The following is an 18,982-nucleotide window of genomic DNA, read 5'->3' on the forward strand; positions in this document are numbered from 1 at the left end:
TACTCAAGAGCCCGCCTGATTACCCTTTTTATACTTAACATGAATAAAAGCCGAATCTAGCTCTCTACTCCTATCCTAAGCACAAAAAAGAGAATGAGTATTACGATCGCTGGCTACGAGTTGCTCGAAGTTTTATATGAAGGAGCTACCACCTACGTTTATCGAGCTAGGACGGCGTCTAAAAGCGATCTGGAATCAAATTCTGTCATTATCAAAACCCTAAAAGCCGAGTATCCGACCCTTGATCAATTGACTCGGTTGAGACACGAATATCAGATTCTTCAAGACTTAGATATCGCGGGAATTGCTAAACCATTAGGCTTAGAAAACTACCGCAATGGACTAGCCTTGATTCTGTCCGATTTTGACGGAGAATTGCTGGCTAAACTGATTGATTCGCAGTTCTCCGACGGGATTGTCGCTACGCGACAGGTCAAGATAAACAATTTTTTACAAATTGCAATTCATTTAGCTTCAATTCTGGTGCAGCTTCATCAGCAGAACGTTATTCACAAAGATATCAAGCCCCAGAATATTCTCTTTAATGAAGAAACGGGCGAAGTCAGGCTGATTGATTTCGGTATTGCGACCCGTCTATCTAGAGAAAATTTAACGATTACTAACGTTAATGTTCTCGAAGGCACGCTTTCATACATGTCTCCCGAACAGACGGGGAGAATGAACCGTTCAATTGATTACCGCACTGATTTTTATTCATTAGGCGTTACTTTTTATGAGATGTTGACGGGGCAGTTGCCATTTCAGGCGACCGATGCCCTGGAAATCATTCATTGCCACATTGCTAAAACACCGGTTTCGCCTCATTTGGTCAATTCAGACATTCCAGAGGTAGTGTCTGACATTGTGATGAAGTTACTCGCCAAGACGGCAGAAGACCGTTACCAAAGTGCACTAGGACTCAAGGCTGACTTAGAGACGTGTCTAGAAATGCTGCAATCTTCTGGGGCGATCGCTCCTCTCCAAATAGGAGAGTTTGACCTATTTAGCCAATTTTCGATTCCAGAGAAGCTATATGGGCGCGATCGCGAAGTTAGTTTGTTAATGGATACCTTCGCTCGCGTCAGTGCTGGTAAAACTGAAGCCATATTGGTGAAGGGTTACTCTGGGATCGGTAAAACATCGTTAGTCAATGAGATCCGTAAACCCATTGTTGGAGCGAGAGGATACTTCATCCCTGGTAAATTTGACCAGTTTCAACGCAATATTCCTTACTCTGCAATTATCACTGCCTTTCAATCATTAGTGAAACAACTTTTAACTGAAAGTGAAACCCGACTCACGCAGTGGCGAACCAAACTTTTAGCGGCTCTGGGCAACAATGCCCAAGTCATTATTGATGTTGTTCCAGATGTAGAGTTAATTATTGGCAAGCAACCTGCTGCTCCCAACCTGGCACCGACGGAAGCACAGAACCGATTTAATCTCGTTTTTCAAAACTTCATCCGAGTCTTTTGTTCAGCAGAACATCCTTTAGTCCTGTTTTTAGACGATTTGCAGTGGGCTGATTCCGCCACGCTAAAGCTGCTGGATGTGATCTTGATGGACGTAGAAACAGGCTATTTATGCTTAATTGGAGCCTATCGAGATAATGAGGTCAATCCAAGCCATCCTTTAGTCATGGCTTTAAACGCTCTACGATCTAAAGCCGTTGTCATTCATGAAATCAATTTAGCGCCCTTAGCCCTCGTAGATATTAGTAATCTTATTGCTGACACGCTGCATAATGATGATTCTGTTCAACCATTGGCTGAACTAATCATCCGCAAAACATCAGGTAACCCATTCTTTGTCAATCAGTTTCTCAAAACGCTACATCAAGAAAACCTTTTGACTTTTGAAACTCCAGCTAGTGGAGACAAGGCTTATTGGCAATGGGATATTACACAGATTGAAGCGATCGACATTACAGACAATGTCATTGAATTGATGATTCAGAAGTTACGAAAACTACCTGAATCAACTCAGCACATCTTGCAGTTAGCGGCCTGTGTGGGCAGCGCGTTTGACTTGCAGACGCTTTCCACAATTCATGGGCGATCGCCAGTCCATACTTATCAAGATCTTTTGCCAGCGATTGAAGAAGGTTTAGTCTTACCTATCTCTGAGCTAACCCTTACACAAAATTTGACTGATACGCATCCAGTCAACCTAGAATCTAGATTTCTGCATGACCGAGTGCAACAGGCAGCATACGCCTTGATTGGCAATAGTTCTAAACAAGCGACTCACTTGCAAATTGGTCGTTTGCTTCGACAAAACATGTCACCCGAAACATTATCAGAAAAGATATTTGAGATTGTCGATCATCTCAACTTAGGAATCGAGCTCATTACAGATACAGCAGAACGAACCGAAGTCGCCCAACTTAATTTAATAGCTGGACAGAAAGCCAAAGCAGCAATGGCTTGTGCGGTGGCTACAGAATATTTACAAACAGGGATGAACTTCCTCGCAGAAGATAGCTGGACTCATCAGTACGAACTTACGTTAGCCCTGCATACCGAAGCGGCAGAGTCAGCCCATTTAAGTGGTGACTTTAAAGCAATGCAGAGATTCATCGACCCCGTACAAAATCATGGTAACAGCCTATTAGACAAATTAAAGGTTTATGAAATCCAGATTCAAACTCATGTACTGCAAAACAAGCTGCTAGATGCAGTGAATACAGCATTACAGGCCCTAAAGCTATTGGGGGTAAATTTTCCCGAACAGCCAACTCCATCTGATATTGGGCAAGCACTTTCAGAAACTGCGGCAATTTTGAACGGCAAGCGAATTGAGGATTTAGTTGATCTACCTCAAATGAGCGACCCCTATCAATTGGCAGCTATTAGACTTTTAGCGAGTATCTTTGCTCCTGCTTATATTGCGGCTCCTACCCTGTTGCCGTTGACGCTATGTAAACAGGTAGATTTATCCGTTCAATATGGCAATGCTTCCGTTTCTCCGATGGCTTATGCCAATTATGGACTTCTGCTGTGCGGAGTTGTGGGAGATATTGATTCGGGCTATCAGTTTGGACAACTCGCGTTAAATCTGCTGTTAACATTAAACGCTCAAGAAATTATCACCAAAACAACCGTCATCGTTAATATATTTATTCGTCCCTGGAAAGAGCATCTGAGACAAACCTTAGAGCCTTTGCTATCAGCCTACTCTAGCGGAATGGAGACAGGAGATTTAGAATTTGGGGCTTTTGGACTGTTAGTGTATTCCTATTTTTCTTACTACAGCGGCAAAGAACTGAATGCCCTTGAAAAAGAGATGGCAGTCAATAGAGAGGCAATTGATAAAATCAAGCAAAAAACAGCGCTTAATTATCATGAGATTTATTGGCAGTCTGCCTTAAATTTGTTAGGAAAAAGCGAAAATCCTTGCTGTCTTCAGGGTGAAGCGTTTGACGAGCAGATCAGATTGCCACTACACGAGCAAGCAAACGACAAAGCAGCGATCGCCTACATTTATTTGAACAAACTTCTACTCTGCTATTGGTTTGAAAATTACTCAGAAGCAATTGAACATGCTGCAACTGAAGAGAAGTATTTGGATGCAGTGGTCGCGACCCCTCACATTCCTCTCTTCCATTTCTATGATTCTTTAGCAAAACTAGCGGTTTACTCTGATGCTTCACAGTCAGAGCAACAAGGCATTCTGGATAGCGTCAAAGCCAATCAAGAAAAAATGCAAAGATGGGCACATTTTGCGCCAATGAACCATCTTCATAAATTTCATCTCGTTGAGGCAGAAAGGCATCGAGTTTTAGGCGAAGAAGTAGAAGCAATGGAACGGTATGACCAAGCCATTGCTCTTGCTAAAGAAAACGAATATGTGAACGAAGAAGCACTGGCTTATGAACTGGCTGCTAAATTTTATCTAAGCTGGGGAAAAGAAGCGATCGCCCAACTCTACCTGCAAAAAGCACATTACGCGTATCAGGTATGGGGCGCTCAACGCAAGGTTGAGCATTTAGAAGAGAAGTATCCCCAACTACTAGACAGAACAACCTATAGTAGAAGCAATACAGATCATCAAACAACTGTCTCTACTCACAATCATTCTGAAACTGGCACTAGCTTAGATTTAACAACCGTGATGAAAGCCGCTCAGGCATTTTCGGGTGAAATCGTTTTAAGCAAGCTGCTAAACAAGTTGATGCAAATTGTGCTTGAAAATGCAGGAGCAGAAACTGGAATATTAATTCTGGAAAAAGCTGAAAGACTTTTCATCGAAGCAACGGGACATGTTAATCAGAATGAGATTGTTATACAGCAATCTATTGCTGTAGAAATGAATCGATCCTTGCCGCAATCAATCATCAACTATGTCCGGCAAACCCAGGAAAATGTTGTTTTAAAGGATGCGACCCGTGAGGGAATTTTCACGACAGACGACTACGTTCTGAATCACCAACCCAGATCTATTCTATGTGTGCCAATTGTGCATCAAGGCAAGCTGATTGGCATTCTTTATTTGGAAAATAATTTAACAACGGGTGCTTTCACGGCAGAGCGAGTAGAAGTTTTACAGCTTCTATCGTCACAAGCTGCTATTTCAATCGAGAATGCCCGTCTCTATCAAGATTTAGCTGCCGCCAATGCTGATTTAAAGCGATCGCACGAACAGTTAGCCGATTATAGCAAAACCCTAGAAGCAAAAGTAAAAGAGCGAACCGTCCAGCTTCAGCACGAAGTGCGCGATCGCCAACGCGCCGAAGAAATTGCTCAGTCTGCCAATCGAGCCAAGAGCGAATTTCTGGCAAACATGAGCCACGAATTGCGTACCCCACTTAACGGCATTTTGGGATACACCCAGATTTGCCAAAAAGACCGAGCCTTATCGGAACAGCAAAAGAATCGCATTTCAATCATCCATCATTGTGGAGAACACCTACTCACGCTGATTAACGATGTTTTAGATCTTTCTAAAATTGAAGCCCGCAGAATGGAACTGTATCCGAGAGAGTTTCATCTCGCTGACTTCCTGCAAAGCATTGTAGAAATTTGTAGAATTAAAGCTGAACAAAAAGGAATTTCCATAACTTATCAATCGCGCTCTCCCCTGCCCAAGGTCATTCGAGCGGATGACAAACGCCTACGTCAAGTTCTGCTAAATCTGCTGGGCAATGCTGTCAAATTCACCGAAGCGGGAGCGATCGCCTTCACAGTGGGGTATCACGAGCAAAAAATTCGCTTTCAAGTCGAGGACTCCGGCATTGGCATTGCCTCCAACCATCTAAGTGAGATTTTTAAGCCGTTCCAACAGGTAGGCGAAGACAGCCGTAAAACAGAAGGCACAGGGTTAGGGTTAGCCATCAGCGGTCAACTGGTTGAGATGATGGGCGGAACGCTTCAGGTCAAGAGTACCTTGGGAGTAGGCAGTACCTTCTGGTTTGATCTAGACCTGCCGACCGCTGATGCATTGATGGAGGCTGCTCATGCTTCAAAGCGCACAATTATTGGAGTCAAAGGTGACAAGCCCAAGATTTTAATCGTAGATGACAAACCCACCAACCGCTCTGTCCTGATTAATCTCTTAGAACCCATCGGGTTTGACGTGCTAGATGCTGTGGATGGACAAGACGGACTCAACAAAGCACAGGCCTTTCAGCCCCATGTCATCCTGATTGACTTAGTCATGCCCAAGTTAGACGGTTTTGAGGCAACCCGTCGACTCAGAGCCATGCCAGCCCTGAAAGACGTTATTGTGATCGCAGTCTCAGCCAGCGTTTTTGAATTCGATCACCAACAGAGCCTCCAGGTCGGCTGCAACGACTTTCTGGCAAAACCGATTCAAGAAGATAATTTGCTTCAGAAATTGCAAGAACACCTGAAACTGGAATGGATTTACGAGAATGAGAGTGAAGTCGGGGAATCCTCGAAGAATGTAGACAACCAGGACAGCCAGGTGAGTTTCCCAACTTCTGACCTCTCAATCCCGCCCGCAGAAGAAATCGCTATTTTTCTAGACCTAGCAATGCGAGGAGATTTGCGAGCCATCGCTAAACGAGCTACGCAGCTAGAGGAGGCAAACCAGCAGTGGAGTCCTTTTGCCGCTCACCTACGACAGCTTGCCAAGGGCTTTAAAGGACGGCAGATTCTGGAATTTTTACAGCAATTTTAAGAGGTTTTCATGGCTACAGGGACTGCGGAAGAAGGTGTGATTTTGATTGTGGATGATACCCCCACGAATCTAGATGTGCTGCTCGATTTACTAGAGGCTGCTGGGTTCAAAGTGGTGGTGGCTGAAGATGGGGAACGAGCGATCGCCCTGGCAGAATACGCCCCACCCGATTTGATTTTGCTAGACATCCTCATGCCCGGTATAGACGGGTTTGAAACCTGCCGTCGGCTCAAAAGCAAGCCAGCTACTCAAGAGATTCCGATTATTTTTCTGACTGCTGTTAGCGATAACGACGACAAGGTCAAAGGCTTAAATCTTGGAGCAGTTGATTACATCACCAAACCGCTCAACCATGAAGAGGTTTTAGCGCGAGTCAACACTCACGTTCGACTGCAAAATCTAGCCAAGCGGCTAACAGAGCAGAATGAGCGGCTAGAAAAGGAAATCCAACAGCGTCAGCAGCTAGAAGCAGAACGCGAGCAAGCATTTAAAGCACTACAGCGCAGTGAAGCTCGATTTAGACATTTAATCGAATCCAACGTGATTGGGGTGATTTTTAGCATGGCTGATGGCAGGATTACAGATGCCAATGACGCCTTCCTCCAAATCATTGGATACAGTCGCGCTGACCTACAGGCTGGAAAGATCAATTGGCAGACCCTTACGCCTCCAGAATATGATTATCTCAATCAGGCAGCAATAGCAGAACTAGCCAGTTCTGGAGCGTTTAGTGCCTTTGAGAAGGAATATTTCCGCAAGGATGGACACCGCATTCCTGTGATGATTGGTGGGGCTTTGCTTGATGAATCTGAAGAGGCGATCGTCAGCTTTGTGCTTGATTTGACACAGTACAAGCAAGCAGAAGACAAGATCCGGGAACAGGCAGCTCTACTCAACATCACAACAGATGCCATTCTGGTACGAGACTTAAACAACAAAATTAAGTATTGGAATAAGGGAGCAGAGCAAGTCTACGAATGGAAGGCTGAAGAGGTCATCAACCAGGACGCAAATCGGCTCTTGTATCGGTTAGACTCGCTTGACCAACTTGAAACGGCTCAAAGAGGCTTAATGGAGTGCGGTACCTGGCAAGGCGAATTGCATCAGGTGAATAAACAGGGCAAAGAAATCATCGTCGCTAGCCGTTGGACATTAATGCGCGATGCCCAGGGGCAACCCAAATCTGTTTTGACGGTTAATACAGACATCACTGAGAAGAAACAGCTCGAGAGCCAATTCCTGCGAACGCAACGGCTCGAAAGTTTGGGTACGCTTGCAGGTGGTATTGCTCATGATCTCAACAACATTCTGACGCCCATTTTAAGTACGGCACAGCTGTTGCAGTTGAAGTTTCCCAATGCCGACGAGCAAAGTAAGCATTTGCTTAAAATCGTTGAAACCAACACCAAACGTGGGGCAGCTCTGGTCAAGCAAGTGCTTCAGTTTGCTCGCGGTGTCGAGGGCAAACGGACGATCGTGCAGGTCAAGCACCTAGTCCACGAGATTGAGCAGATTGCTGAAAAGACATTTCCTAAATCTATTGAGTTGTCGACTAATGTGGAGCCAGAGCTTTGGTTAGTGTCTGGAGACGCGACCCACCTACATCAGGTGCTGATGAATCTAGTCGTCAATGCGCGTGATGCGATGCCTCACGGCGGCACACTCACCATTTCTGCTAAAAACCTGTTTATAGATGAACACTACGCCCGCATGAATCTTGACGCATCCGTTGGTTCTTATATTGGGCTAAGCGTCAAAGATACCGGAACCGGAATGTCAACCGAAATCGTAGACAGAATTTTTGAACCGTTTTTCACCACGAAAGAGATTGGGAAAGGGACAGGGCTAGGACTTTCTACGGTAAGAGGTATTGTCAAAAGCCATGGAGGATTCATTGAGGTATTGAGCAAAGTGGGCGAAGGCACTGAATTTAAGGTGTTTTTACCAGCCGTCGAAGCTTCCGTTTCTCCCCGAGTAGAGCCCGCTGCCTCATCCAATGGGAATGCAGAATGGATTCTCGTGGTAGACGATGAAACAGCAGTTTTAGAAACAATCAAAGTTTCGCTAGAAGCCTACAACTACCATGTGCTAACAGCCAATGATGGGATTGAAGCAATTGCACTTTGCGCTCAATACAAACACAGAATTGCTGTTGCGTTGGTCGATATGATGATGCCCTCTATGGATGGCATCACAACCATTCAAACTCTCCTAAAAATTGATCCGCAGATCAAGGCGATCGCCATCAGTGGATTTGTGTCTAACGGTAAGTTGAGAGAGGCTAGCGGAATCAAAGGTTTTGTTGTGAAGCCCTACACCATTCAAGAGCTGCTGCAAACCTTGCAGGCTGTATTAGAACAGCCCGTTCAACCAGGATTTCAACCCAATATCAATATCAATTCCCTCTAAGGCTATTTCTCAACGATTTCCCAAAGGTGCGTAACCTCAGCTTTAGCGTAGATAGACATCAGTTCAAATCCTTGTTGGGTCTGGAGCGTTTCACGAAATCTGTAAGACGCATCAAACAAGAAGCGCTCTCCCGGATAAGCAGGAATTTGAGGAATCTCAGGTGGGAAAACCAGCAACATGGGAGTATCTGGCTGTAAATAGCGGCTGGTTGCAAGCAGCGCGATGGGGTCAGCATCACTAATAAGCAAAGGTCGGTTGGACCCATTGAGAATGTCGGCGACTGGCAGATAATGTCCGCTGCGATCGCGGCTTTTTGTCCACCAAACGTCTGCCTGCGCACTGAGGGAATTGCCAATCACACCCAATGTAATAAGGATTGCCAAAAATGCTTTTGCAATTCTGCGTTGGCGCACCTTCTCACCATTCAGCTGGGTTGCGATCAGATAGGAAACGGCTAGCTGAACTCCTAAACAGCATGGAGTTGCATATCGCATCAGAGTAGAGCGTCGACCTCCCAGAATGACGTCTGGTAAGAGCAAGGTGAGCGCAGTCACTCCAGTTAAGCTAATCACAAATAGCCAAACTGACCTGGGTGTTTTGCGGCAAAGAAAGTAAAGTGAATAGACTGTCAAAACCACAAACAGGATATTCAACGAACCTTGTTCATGGTCAAGAAAAATCCGGTTGAAATTGAGAAACCACTTGTCTATCAGCGACGAAAAAGTTAAGCTCCGGCGGGTACCTGCCGTGATGTCGTGAATCTTGAAAAACCCTGAAATGACAACAATTAACCAGGGCGTAAAAGACAAAATTCCAGCCCCTGAAGCGAGCAGGTAAGATTTAAATGCTTGATCGCGGAAATTTTTGCTTAGCAGAACGTAAATGCCGTGACTCACGCTCACCAACACAGCTAAGAGGTGAGCATAAAGACCCAATCCAATGGTGATTGCATATACCCCCCAGTTTACGGCTTTCCCAAGCCGAATTGCTTTGAGCAGGGCTGCACTAGATAGCAGAATTGTGACGGTCCAGAGGCTATATTCTCTCGCTTCCTGAGAATACAGCACGTGGAAGGGGGAGATGGCAATGACTGCCATTGCGATTAACCCAACCTGAGCAGAACCAAACAGTTCCAGGCAAAGCCAGTAGGCGCAGGGAAGTGCCAAAACGCCAATTACCGCAGTCAGGCTTCTCATGGCAGCAACTGAACTACCAAACCAGCTTGCCCACAGCCGCGCCATCAGATAGTAGAGGGGTGGATGCTCGGCGTTTCCAGCGAGGGCGGTTAGGGTATCGCCTAGGTCTTTTGCGGGGCTGGGCCGCTGGAATTGCTGAAGCTGCTCAGCGGTAATAATCTCACCGTCAAATGCTTTTTGAACCAGTTCTGTCTCGGTGTGACCAAAGATTCGCAAAGAGGTGAGCGTTTCGTCATGCCAGTAGACTTTGCGGTCGAGGTTAACAAAGCGAAAAAAGATGCCGAGAACCAGCACAATCGCGATGAAGGCGTGTAACCCGGTTAAATGTTTCCTCAAACGCCATATTGATTTGCTGTTCATACTCAAAGCGGTTTCTCAGCAGGTTCGATCTTTCACAGAAGCTTACAATATTTCAGGCTGATTCAGTTGCAGGGGTGGACGATGGTTCGCCCTACAATCGGATGTGATCAACCTGTACCTTCCTTATCGCTGCTATTCTAATGGCTCGTCTACATCACTTGTTTATGTCTGAAACGGCTCATAAATCTGGGTCTCAGCTAAAGTTTTGGTTTGGCTTTAGTTTAGCTTTCGCGGCAATTTATGGCATTTTGGGGCTTCAGCAGGCGTTTGGCAGTGAGTATGTGGTGCAGGATGATGCTCGTCAACATGTTTTTTGGATGCAGCGGTTCATGGATGCAGGGCTGTTTCCAGGAGACTTGATTGCTGATTATTTTCAGTCTGCTGTACCCGTTGGCTACACCAGTTTGTATCGACTGGGAGCTTTGCTGGGCATTGACCCGATGATTTTTAATAAGCTGCTGCCGATCGCCCTCAGTCTAATCACGACGGGCTTTGTGTTTGGCATCAGTCTGCAGATTTTGCCGATTCCGGTGACGGGTTTTCTAACGACGCTGCTGCTGAATCAAAACGTGTGGATGAAGGACGATCTGTCCTCTGCGACCCCTAGAGCCTTTCTGTATCCGCTATTTGCAGCCTTTCTGTATTTTCTGCTGCGGCGATCGCTCCTCCCGATGCTGGGGGCGATCGCCCTTCAGGGATTGTTTTACCCGCAATGTGTCCTAATCTCAGCCGGAATTCTCTGTCTCCAACCGCTCCAGTGGAACCAGGGGAAGCCAGGCTTTTCTAAGGTTCGGTCAGACTATGGATTTTGTCTAGCAGGTCTGGCTGTAGCGGTACTGGTGCTATTGCCATTTGCGCTGCAATCGTCAGAATTTGGCCCGACGATTACACCTGCTGAGGCGCGAGAATTGGCTGACTTTGGTGAGGATGGGCGATCGCGCTTTTTCATCAAAGATCCGTTTGAGTTTTGGCTGGTGGCAGAGCGCAGCGGTATTTTTCCGGCGCTGTGGGTGCCCCGATTGATGCTGAGCGGTTTACTATTGCCGCTCATCTGGCGCTTTCCCAATCGCTTTCCGCTGCTGCGGCAGGTGACCAGTCAGGGGAAGCTACTGCCGCAGATCATTTTGGCATCAGTGGGTTTGTTTTTCATCGCGCATCTGTTGCTGTTTAAGCTTCAGCTACCCAGCCGCTATACTCAGCACAGCTTTCGCTTTGTCATGGCAATTGCAGCGGCGATCGCTATTACGGCAATTCTGGATGCTCTATTTCAGTGGGCAAATCGACCAGGCGATCGGGTTGCCAACAAAAAACTTCTAGCCGTGGGGCTTACTGCCCTGCTGAGCGGCGGACTGATTTTTTACCCCAGCCTGGTCGAAGAATTTCCTCAGCCTAACTACAAAGTCGGTGAAATTCCAGCCCTATATGAGTTTTTTCAGCAGCAGCCCAAAGATACGCTGATTGCTTCCTTGTCTAATGAAATTAACAACATTCCCTCCTTCGCTCAGCGATCGATTTTAGTCGGTCGGGAATATGCCATTCCCTATCAGCTTGGCTACTATCGCAAGTTTCGAGAGCGTGTTGTTGATTTAATTCGAGCGCAATACAGCTCCGATTTATCCGCTGTGAAGGCGTTTATTCAGCAATATGGAATTGACTTTTGGGTGCTGGAGCAAGATTCACTCACCACCGAATATGTCGTAGACGAACGCTGGGTCAGGCAGCACGAGGAAGTTGCGGCAGAAGTAGTCACCGCGATGCAGCAAGGCAACGTCCCTGCACTGAGCCGCGCATTAGAACAGTGTTCTGCCTTCGAAGTTGAAAATTTGATCGTGTTACAAGCTGACTGCCTTTTAGGATTGTCAGACTGAACTCACAGCCGTTTCCCCTTGGATAAACCACAAATCCCTGTAGGGGGCGTTCGCGAACGCCCCCTATGCTATGGACCCATCGGAAAATGGCTGTAATATTGCTTCTATACCTAGCTATATTCCGCCAAAGGTTTTGTCTGCAAAAGTTCCTGGCTCAGTGCCTGATGAATTTGCCCATTGGTTGCCAGAATTCGTCCTGAATTAATCACAAAAGGGCTTTCATCGTAAGCAGTCACCTGACCGCCCGCCTCTTCTACCAAGATGACTCCAGCAGCCATATCCCAGGGTGATAGTCCCCGTTCCCAGTAGCCATCTAATCGCCCACAGGCAATATACGCCAAGTCAATGGAGGCAGACCCACCGCGCCGTACTCCCTGAGTTAAATGGGTCAGGCGGCAGAACTCAGCATAGTTATTGTCAGGGGTTTCGCGGCGATCGTAAGCAAAGCCTGTCACTAGCAGGCTTTTACCTAACTCTGCAGTTTTTGAGACAGAAATAGGGCGGCGGTTGCGGGTTGCTCCTAGTCCTTTTGCAGCCCGAAACAAATCCTGGTGAAATGGATCAAAAATCGCGCCAACTTGTGGAACTCCATCAATCAGCAAACCGACCGAAACGGAGCAAAAGGGATATTGGTGGGCATAGTTGGTGGTGCCATCCAGCGGGTCGATCGCCCACAGATACTCACTTGTCACTTCTCCCAGTTGCCCTGACTCTTCCGCCAAAATGGGATGGTCGGGCAGATGCCGCTGCAACACTTCCAAAACAGCTACCTCTGACGCTTTGTCTGCCTCAGTCACCAGATCTCCGGGTCGTCCTTTTTCCTGAATTTCCTCCAGTTTCCCCCAGTAAGACTGCAAGACTGCTCCTCCTGCAAGTGCCGCTTCGGTTGCAATATCGAGCAGGGTTTGGAGTTTGGCGGGGGAGTGGGGCATGGGATTGGGGGTTAGAGGTTGGAGAGGAGGAAAGATATTAACTGGGGCAGGAGATGGTTTCGTCCGGCGATCGCTGTTGTCGAAATTCACAGGGTAATTGTCGCATTGGCTGCTGCGGATTCCAAATGCCAACACCTAAGAGTCGCGCTTTTTCTTGAGCACGGGTGAGGCGATCGCCATATTTGGGGTGGGGCGGCCCGACTGCTAGCGCCAAACCGTCCTCAACTAACTGCTGGTTGACTAGTAGGTCATTCAGCCAGACATAGCCCCAAATTCGGTCATAGCTGTCTCGCGTTGCTACATCTGCCTCTAGCAAAACCGTCTGTCCCTCTACCAGTTCTGCCAATCGTTCTCTCGCCTCAGTTCCCCAAGGTTCCTGCTCTGGATGAGGCGCATCAATTCCTATCAGTCGAACTTCCTGATTGAGAACCGTTTGTCCGGTCGGGTCTAAAACCTCAATAGTTTGTCCACTAACGGCTCGCGACACCTGCACTGCTGTGCCTTGAGGCTTAATAGATGCTTGACAGCCCATGAGCAACAGACAGCAAAGAAGCAGGAGAAATTCCCTAATCTTCATCCAACGGTAAACCTGCCCGAACCCGTCCTTTGCCAAAATAGCGACCAAACTGAAGCTCATACACCTCGTCTTCATTTTGAGTCTCTACCTCCAGATCCGAGCGAGGATAGCTGACACATAACAGCGCATAGCCAGAATCCTTCAGCTTGGGAGAAAGCCCCATTGCTTCAGGCTGGTGAATTTCACCAGAGAGTACTCGCACCGCACAGGCTGTGCAAGCTCCATTGCGGCACGAAAAAGGCAATTGCACGCCCTGCTCCTCAGCAGTTTGCAAAATATAGCAATCTTCAGGAACCTGTACCGTGTGATAGGTTTCTGTCTGGCTATTGTGAATCCGGACAGTATAAGAGCGAATCATGGATCTCGATAACCAGAAAAACACACAACCTCTGTATGATAAAGCGCTCTGGGGCCAACAAAGCATCACTTTAAGAGCTACCGTTCACACACGAGGTCTAATATAAGACTGGGTTTGCTATTTTTAATAAAGCCTAAAGTCGTAAAATCAGACGTTTTGGATCAGCTATTGAACGACTCAACCGATCAACCCGCTCAAGCCAAGCGTCGCTGTGTCCTGGTTTGCCAGCACCGCTCTTGCCTGCGAAGTGGCTCGGCTGATGTGTTGGCTGCCTTTCAAGCTGCTGCAACTCCTGGCGTATTTGTCAGCGCTAGCGATTGCATGGGGCAGTGCGGTTCTGGTCCAACGGTGAAGGTTGCTCCTGACAACACGTGGTATTGCCGGGTTAAGCCCACTGATGTACCTGTGATTATTGAGCAGCACTTGCAGTCGGACAAACCTGTAGAAGCATTGCTGCATCCCCGGTTTCATCCTCGGATGGATGCTTTCTCATCCCAAGACTAAAAAAGCAGGGGCGGAATGCACCCCTGCTTCAAATTTAATAAAACTTATATTCTAAACTTCGCCGTGTGCCTCATCGTTCTTGCTGGGTGACGAGTTGTAGAGTGCATCAAGCTGCTCACGCGCATCTTCGACCGTGAAGGAGCGCATCACTAAGAATGGCTCATTCACAATGTTTCCAGCCTCATCCAACAGTTCTGGGTGGGGCACAGAACGCACTCGCCCATATCCTACTTGAGGCTGACCCGTTGAGTTGGGTGAAAATCGACCTTGCGGAGCATAAGAACGCTGAGACTCAATGCCAAGCGTCATTAAATTGCGAATCAAATTGCCAACCGCTAGAAACGCCAAAACTGTAAAGGCAAGAATGTAAATTAGATGTAACATAACCGCTCTCCTTTAGACCGACTGCTCACCGGGACAAAATACTCTTACTAAAACGCGCTCTTGGTAGTTACAGAACCTGAAGCCATGCAGACGACTAAATCGACTGCAACAAAAGTACCTATCTAACTTGTAGGGTATTCAGCTAATCTAAGCATCCATATTTTCTCAGATTTTTCGCCTCAACCATAGGCTTAGGAACTTAATCAACCGGATTTTCTAAGCGAAATTGAATGGCAACCTGCCAGCACTCCGTAACCAACTGATGCCAAGGCATTAATACCGAAGTTTCTACCCCAACCTGGTTGTCGGTTGCTCTCATCAACATTTGAGCAGTGCTAACCTGCTGCTGGGCTTGTTTGACTCGCTCTAACAGGTCTGCCTGCTTCTCGTCACCCAAAAAGTTGATGGTTTGGGATTCGAGTAAAGTGCGCGATCGCCCAAACCAATACTGAAAATCTTCCAGCAGAGGCTCCAACAAAGTCTTGAGCAGCTCAGGCTCAGGCACATTGAAATTAGAAGAGTTAAACATTGATTCAGATATAAAATTCTAGCTTAACTAAAATCTTAACTTAATTTACGTTTCGTAACAATTATTAGAAGGAATTAGGGGCTAGGGGCTGGGGCCTAGGGTTAAGAATAAGGATCAGCTTCTGCTCGCTAACTTTTCATCCTTCATCCTTCCTCGTCCCCCGTGTAAGATAGAGGCTGTAGAATACTCAACCCTATGACCCATGCGAACTAGCACAGCTTTAACCCCAAACCGAACTACGGAATTGCTGAACGACTCATTCTTTGACCGATTTTGTCCATTTGTAGTCTCTATCAACCGATCACCAGACAATGCCTAACCTAGAATCATCTCTTTCCCAACAGCCTGAACCGCTTCAACAGCAGTCAGAAAAGCAGCCAGAGAAAGTCTACCTGCCGCGCACCAGCGAATCTGAGCATTTAAGAAAAATTCGTCACACCGCTTCACATGTGATGGCGATGGCCGTACAAAAGCTATTTCCCAAGGCGCAGGTAACTATTGGACCCTGGATCGAAAACGGTTTTTATTACGACTTTGACAGTCCTGAACCGTTTACCGAGAAAGACTTAAAGGCAATTAAGAAGGAGATGACTAAGATCATCAACCGAAAGCTGCCCGTGACGCGGGAAGAAATCAGCCGGGAAGAAGCTGAACGCCGCATCAAGGAAATTAATGAGCCTTACAAATTAGAAATCCTGGAAGGGCTAGAAGCCCCGATTACGATTTACCATCTGGGTGACCAGTGGTGGGATTTGTGTGCTGGACCGCACCTGGAAAGCACGGTTGAACTGAATCCTGATGCGATCGCCTTGGAAAGCGTAGCAGGTGCCTACTGGCGCGGCGACGAAACCAAAGCGCAGCTTCAGCGTATCTACGGCACTGCTTGGGAAACGCCAGAGCAGTTAGCTGAATATAAGCGCCGCAAAGAAGAAGCCCTTAAGCGCGACCACCGCAAGCTGGGCAAAGAACTAGGGCTATTTATCTTTGCTGATCCAGTTGGGCCGGGTTTGCCGCTGTGGACTCCTAAGGGAACGGTATTGCGATCGACGCTAGAAGATTTCCTTAAGCAAGAGCAAGTCAAGCGCGGCTATCTGCCTGTCGTTACACCGCATATTGGACGGGTTGACCTGTTCAAAATTTCGGGACACTGGCAGAACTACAAAGAAGACATGTTCCCGATGATGGCGGAAGATGACGACGCCCGTCAGGCAGAGCAGGGATTTGCGCTAAAGCCAATGAACTGCCCCTTCCACATTCAGATCTATAAGAGTGAATTGCGCTCTTACCGAGAACTGCCCATGCGGCTGGCAGAGTTTGGCACGGTCTACCGCTACGAGCAATCGGGCGAACTGGGCGGACTGACCCGCGTTCGAGGCTTTACGGTAGATGACTCTCACCTCTTTGTCACGCCCGAACAGCTGGATGAGGAATTCCTCAGCGTTGTGGACTTAACCCTATCGGTGTTTAAGAATCTGCAGCTGAAAAACTTCAGAGCCAGACTTAGCTTCCGTGACCCTGCGCTAGATAAATATATTGGCTCTGATGAAGCCTGGGACAAGGCAGAATCTGCCATTCGCCGTGCAGTAGAAACGCTAGGCATGGATCACTTTGAAGGCATCGGGGAAGCAGCTTTCTACGGGCCAAAACTCGACTTTATCTTCCAGGATGCGCTCGATCGCGAGTGGCAGTTGGGTACGGCGCAGGTTGATTACAACTTACCCGAACGGTTTGACCTAGAGTATGTGGCGGAGGACAGTAGCCGCAAGCGCCCTGTGATGATTCACCGCGCTCCGTTTGGCTCTCTCGAACGGTTAGTTGGCATTCTCATTGAGGAGTATGCAGGTGACTTCCCGCTGTGGCTATCTCCGGTTCAGGTACGTCTGTTGCCCGTGGGTGAAGAGCAGTTGCCTTTCGCTAAAGAAGTTGCAGCTAAGATGCGATCGCTCAACATCCGCGTCGAAGTGGATAACAGTGGCGATCGCCTCGGCAAACAAATCCGCAATGCTGAGAAGGAAAAGATTCCGGTCATGGCCGTCATTGGCGCAAAGGAAGTGGAAGCCAATTCTCTCAGCGTCCGTATTCGTGAAGCCGGAAAGGAAACGCAGGATCTCGGCGCAATTCCAGTTGAGCAAGTGATTGAGCGGGTGAAAGGGGCGATCGCTAACTACAGCCACTTCTAACCAAACTTGATAGGGTGCGTCGTGACGCACCCTACTTCTTAGTGCCTATGGGTATTAGGTGTTCCTGAACTGTGGCGCTACGAGAATGGCAGGTTAAAGGTTAGCGTTCTTCAAGCTGGTAAATACAGTGAATCTGAGACCAGTCCGACCTTCCCTAATTCGCCTATTGTTGAAACCATTCCTCAGTTCATAGAACAGAGCAAAAGTAAGGGTACAAGCCCTGCTTTAAGGGCATTTCGGTAGTGGGTAAAGGATAAAATTTGCTAGAAAGAGGAAATCTCTCCATCTGGGGCGGTTGTCTGGGGTGAATTCTATTGGCTCAAGATCTATCTTGAAAGAGCTGATGAATTGGATTTTGTGTTTTGAGTTTGAAGATTGCCACGCCACAAGAGCAAGACCGTGAGGCGCTCAACCGCCTTCTCAACATTCAGACGATCTATTATGAACCCGCTGTTTTAGAAGTTCCGCGAGGGCAGGAGATTTTTGCTCAATATCCCGATACGCAGCGAATTGAGGTCGAGTCACACTGGCAGATTCCTGAACTACATGGCAACGAGGGAGCCGTAGAAGACTGGAACCGGATCAAGCGAAGTGTCTTAATTCTGGGTGTGAAAAAGTCACTTCAGGCACGTCCTAACTCTCGCAGTTCTGACTTTATTGCACCTTCCCATGCAAATGGCTGTGCGATGGCTTGTTCATACTGCTACGTGGCCCGGCGCAAGGGCTTTGCTAATCCTATTACTACATTTGTCAACATCGAGCAGATTCAGCGATATCTTCAGCGTCATACAGCTAAGCAGGGTAACAAGCCTGAGCCAAATCAGGTCGATCCGCAGTATTGGGTTTATGAGATTGGTGAGAATAGCGATTGCTCGGTGGATGCAGCCATTTGTGACAACGTGAAGGATATCATTCAGCTTTTTCGCACCATTCCAAATGCAAAAGCAACGTTTGCCACAAAGCGTGTTAATCGTGAGTTGCTTGACTATGGCCCACAGGGCAAGACTCGCATTCGGTTTAGCTTAATGCCTCAGTCAAAAGCGCAGATTGTGGACATTCGCACTTCTAGTATTGGCGATCGCATCTCCGCCATCAACGACTTTGTCGAAGCGGGTTATGAAGTTCACATTAACCTTGCACCGGTGATCTACACCGATACTTGGCTGACTGACTACGAGGAGCTGTTGCAGCAGATCGACGACACGCTGTCCCCTCAAGCAAAAGCCCAACTGAAAGCAGAAATCATTTTCCTGACTCATAACGATAAACTGCACGAGGTTAACATGGGCTGGCATCCGCAAGGAGAGACCTTACTCTGGCAACCTGATTTGCAGGAACAGAAGCATTCTCAGACGGGTGGCAAGAATGTCCGCTATAAGCGCGGCTTTAAAGGAACTCTCGTGGATGCCCTTACTCAGTTAATGCAGGAGCGCTTACCCTATTGCACCATTCGCTACGCGTTTTAGATGAGAGGATTAGAGTAGGTCTGTGGGCATCCAAGAAACCACCCTTAAAACCTGCTCCTTGTATCTCTCGGAGATAGT

At 47.4% G+C, this 18,982-nt stretch carries 12 protein-coding genes; 6 read left to right on the plus strand and 6 right to left on the minus strand.

The window, feature by feature from the left end:
• Positions 1-93: 93 nt before the first annotated feature.
• Together H6G00_RS14675 and H6G00_RS14680 are read left to right on the plus strand one after the other, a co-directional pair.
• A complete protein-coding gene (locus H6G00_RS14675; RefSeq protein ID WP_190797306.1) occupies positions 94-6,141 on the plus strand; it encodes a hybrid sensor histidine kinase/response regulator in 6,048 nt (2,015 codons plus the stop codon).
• Positions 6,142-6,150: 9 nt separating this feature from the next.
• Positions 6,151-8,550, plus strand: a complete 2,400-nt coding sequence (locus tag H6G00_RS14680) for a response regulator (RefSeq protein WP_190797307.1) — start codon at positions 6,151-6,153, stop codon at positions 8,548-8,550.
• 2 nt (positions 8,551-8,552) lie between these two features.
• Here the strand turns inward: H6G00_RS14680 and H6G00_RS14685 are convergent, their stop codons facing one another.
• A complete protein-coding gene (locus H6G00_RS14685) occupies positions 8,553-10,106 on the minus strand; it encodes a glycosyltransferase family 39 protein (protein ID WP_190797308.1) in 1,554 nt (517 codons plus the stop codon).
• 140 nt (positions 10,107-10,246) lie between these two features.
• Between H6G00_RS14685 and H6G00_RS14690 the strand changes: the two genes are divergently transcribed.
• On the plus strand, positions 10,247-11,974 hold the full coding sequence (locus H6G00_RS14690; RefSeq protein ID WP_190797309.1) for a hypothetical protein: 1,728 nt from the start codon (positions 10,247-10,249) through the stop codon (positions 11,972-11,974).
• Positions 11,975-12,084: 110 nt separating this feature from the next.
• On the opposite strand, the gene H6G00_RS14695 is transcribed toward H6G00_RS14690, so the two are convergent.
• From H6G00_RS14695 to H6G00_RS14705, 3 genes are read right to left on the minus strand one after another with little or no spacing between them, the layout of a single operon-like run.
• The gene (locus H6G00_RS14695; protein WP_190797377.1) at positions 12,085-12,906 is read right to left on the minus strand and encodes an inositol monophosphatase family protein; all 822 of its coding nucleotides are present in this window, start codon (positions 12,904-12,906) and stop codon (positions 12,085-12,087) included.
• 37 nt (positions 12,907-12,943) lie between these two features.
• Complete coding sequence (locus H6G00_RS14700) at positions 12,944-13,438, minus strand: thermonuclease family protein (protein WP_242042277.1); 495 nt, start codon at positions 13,436-13,438, stop codon at positions 12,944-12,946.
• Positions 13,439-13,472: 34 nt separating this feature from the next.
• The gene (locus H6G00_RS14705) at positions 13,473-13,841 is read right to left on the minus strand and encodes a 2Fe-2S iron-sulfur cluster-binding protein (RefSeq protein WP_190797310.1); all 369 of its coding nucleotides are present in this window, start codon (positions 13,839-13,841) and stop codon (positions 13,473-13,475) included.
• A gap of 168 nt (positions 13,842-14,009) precedes the next feature.
• On the opposite strand from H6G00_RS14705, the gene H6G00_RS14710 reads away from it, so the two are divergent.
• A complete protein-coding gene (locus tag H6G00_RS14710; RefSeq protein ID WP_190797311.1) occupies positions 14,010-14,345 on the plus strand; it encodes a (2Fe-2S) ferredoxin domain-containing protein in 336 nt (111 codons plus the stop codon).
• Between the two features lie 51 nt (positions 14,346-14,396).
• Here H6G00_RS14710 and H6G00_RS14715 read toward each other — a convergent pair whose 3' ends face one another.
• Positions 14,397-14,729, minus strand: coding sequence for a DUF2973 domain-containing protein (locus tag H6G00_RS14715; protein ID WP_190646021.1), 333 nt, complete (start codon positions 14,727-14,729; stop codon positions 14,397-14,399).
• Between the two features lie 199 nt (positions 14,730-14,928).
• Entirely contained in the window at positions 14,929-15,258 is a 330-nt protein-coding gene (locus H6G00_RS14720; RefSeq protein ID WP_190797312.1) for a DUF2605 domain-containing protein, read from the minus strand.
• 311 nt (positions 15,259-15,569) lie between these two features.
• Here H6G00_RS14720 and thrS point away from each other — a divergent pair, with 311 nt between their 5' ends.
• The gene (thrS, locus tag H6G00_RS14725) at positions 15,570-17,438 is read left to right on the plus strand and encodes a threonine--tRNA ligase (protein ID WP_190797313.1); all 1,869 of its coding nucleotides are present in this window, start codon (positions 15,570-15,572) and stop codon (positions 17,436-17,438) included.
• Between the two features lie 362 nt (positions 17,439-17,800).
• Entirely contained in the window at positions 17,801-18,904 is a 1,104-nt protein-coding gene (locus H6G00_RS14730) for a spore photoproduct lyase family protein (RefSeq protein ID WP_199318491.1), read from the plus strand.
• The last annotated feature ends 78 nt before the right edge of the window (positions 18,905-18,982 follow it).

This window comes from Leptolyngbya sp. FACHB-541, assembly GCF_014695875.1.
Classification (GTDB): Bacteria; Cyanobacteriota; Cyanobacteriia; order Elainellales; family Elainellaceae; genus JAAUTN01.

Excerpts from the sequence above, each read along its gene's own strand:
- H6G00_RS14690 (WP_190797309.1), top strand. The coding sequence starts at position 10,247 with ATGGCTCGTCTACATCACTTGTTTATGTCTGAAACGGCTCATAAATCT.
- H6G00_RS14700 (WP_242042277.1), bottom strand. The coding sequence starts at position 13,438 with ATGGGCTGTCAAGCATCTATTAAGCCTCAAGGCACAGCAGTGCAGGTG.
- H6G00_RS14680 (WP_190797307.1), top strand. The coding sequence starts at position 6,151 with ATGGCTACAGGGACTGCGGAAGAAGGTGTGATTTTGATTGTGGATGAT.
- H6G00_RS14720 (WP_190797312.1), bottom strand. The coding sequence starts at position 15,258 with ATGTTTAACTCTTCTAATTTCAATGTGCCTGAGCCTGAGCTGCTCAAG.
- H6G00_RS14675 (WP_190797306.1), top strand. The coding sequence starts at position 94 with ATGAGTATTACGATCGCTGGCTACGAGTTGCTCGAAGTTTTATATGAA.
- H6G00_RS14705 (WP_190797310.1), bottom strand. The coding sequence starts at position 13,841 with ATGATTCGCTCTTATACTGTCCGGATTCACAATAGCCAGACAGAAACC.
- H6G00_RS14685 (WP_190797308.1), bottom strand. The coding sequence starts at position 10,106 with ATGAACAGCAAATCAATATGGCGTTTGAGGAAACATTTAACCGGGTTA.
- H6G00_RS14695 (WP_190797377.1), bottom strand. The coding sequence starts at position 12,906 with ATGCCCCACTCCCCCGCCAAACTCCAAACCCTGCTCGATATTGCAACC.
- H6G00_RS14715 (WP_190646021.1), bottom strand. The coding sequence starts at position 14,729 with ATGTTACATCTAATTTACATTCTTGCCTTTACAGTTTTGGCGTTTCTA.
- thrS (WP_190797313.1), top strand. The coding sequence starts at position 15,570 with ATGCCTAACCTAGAATCATCTCTTTCCCAACAGCCTGAACCGCTTCAA.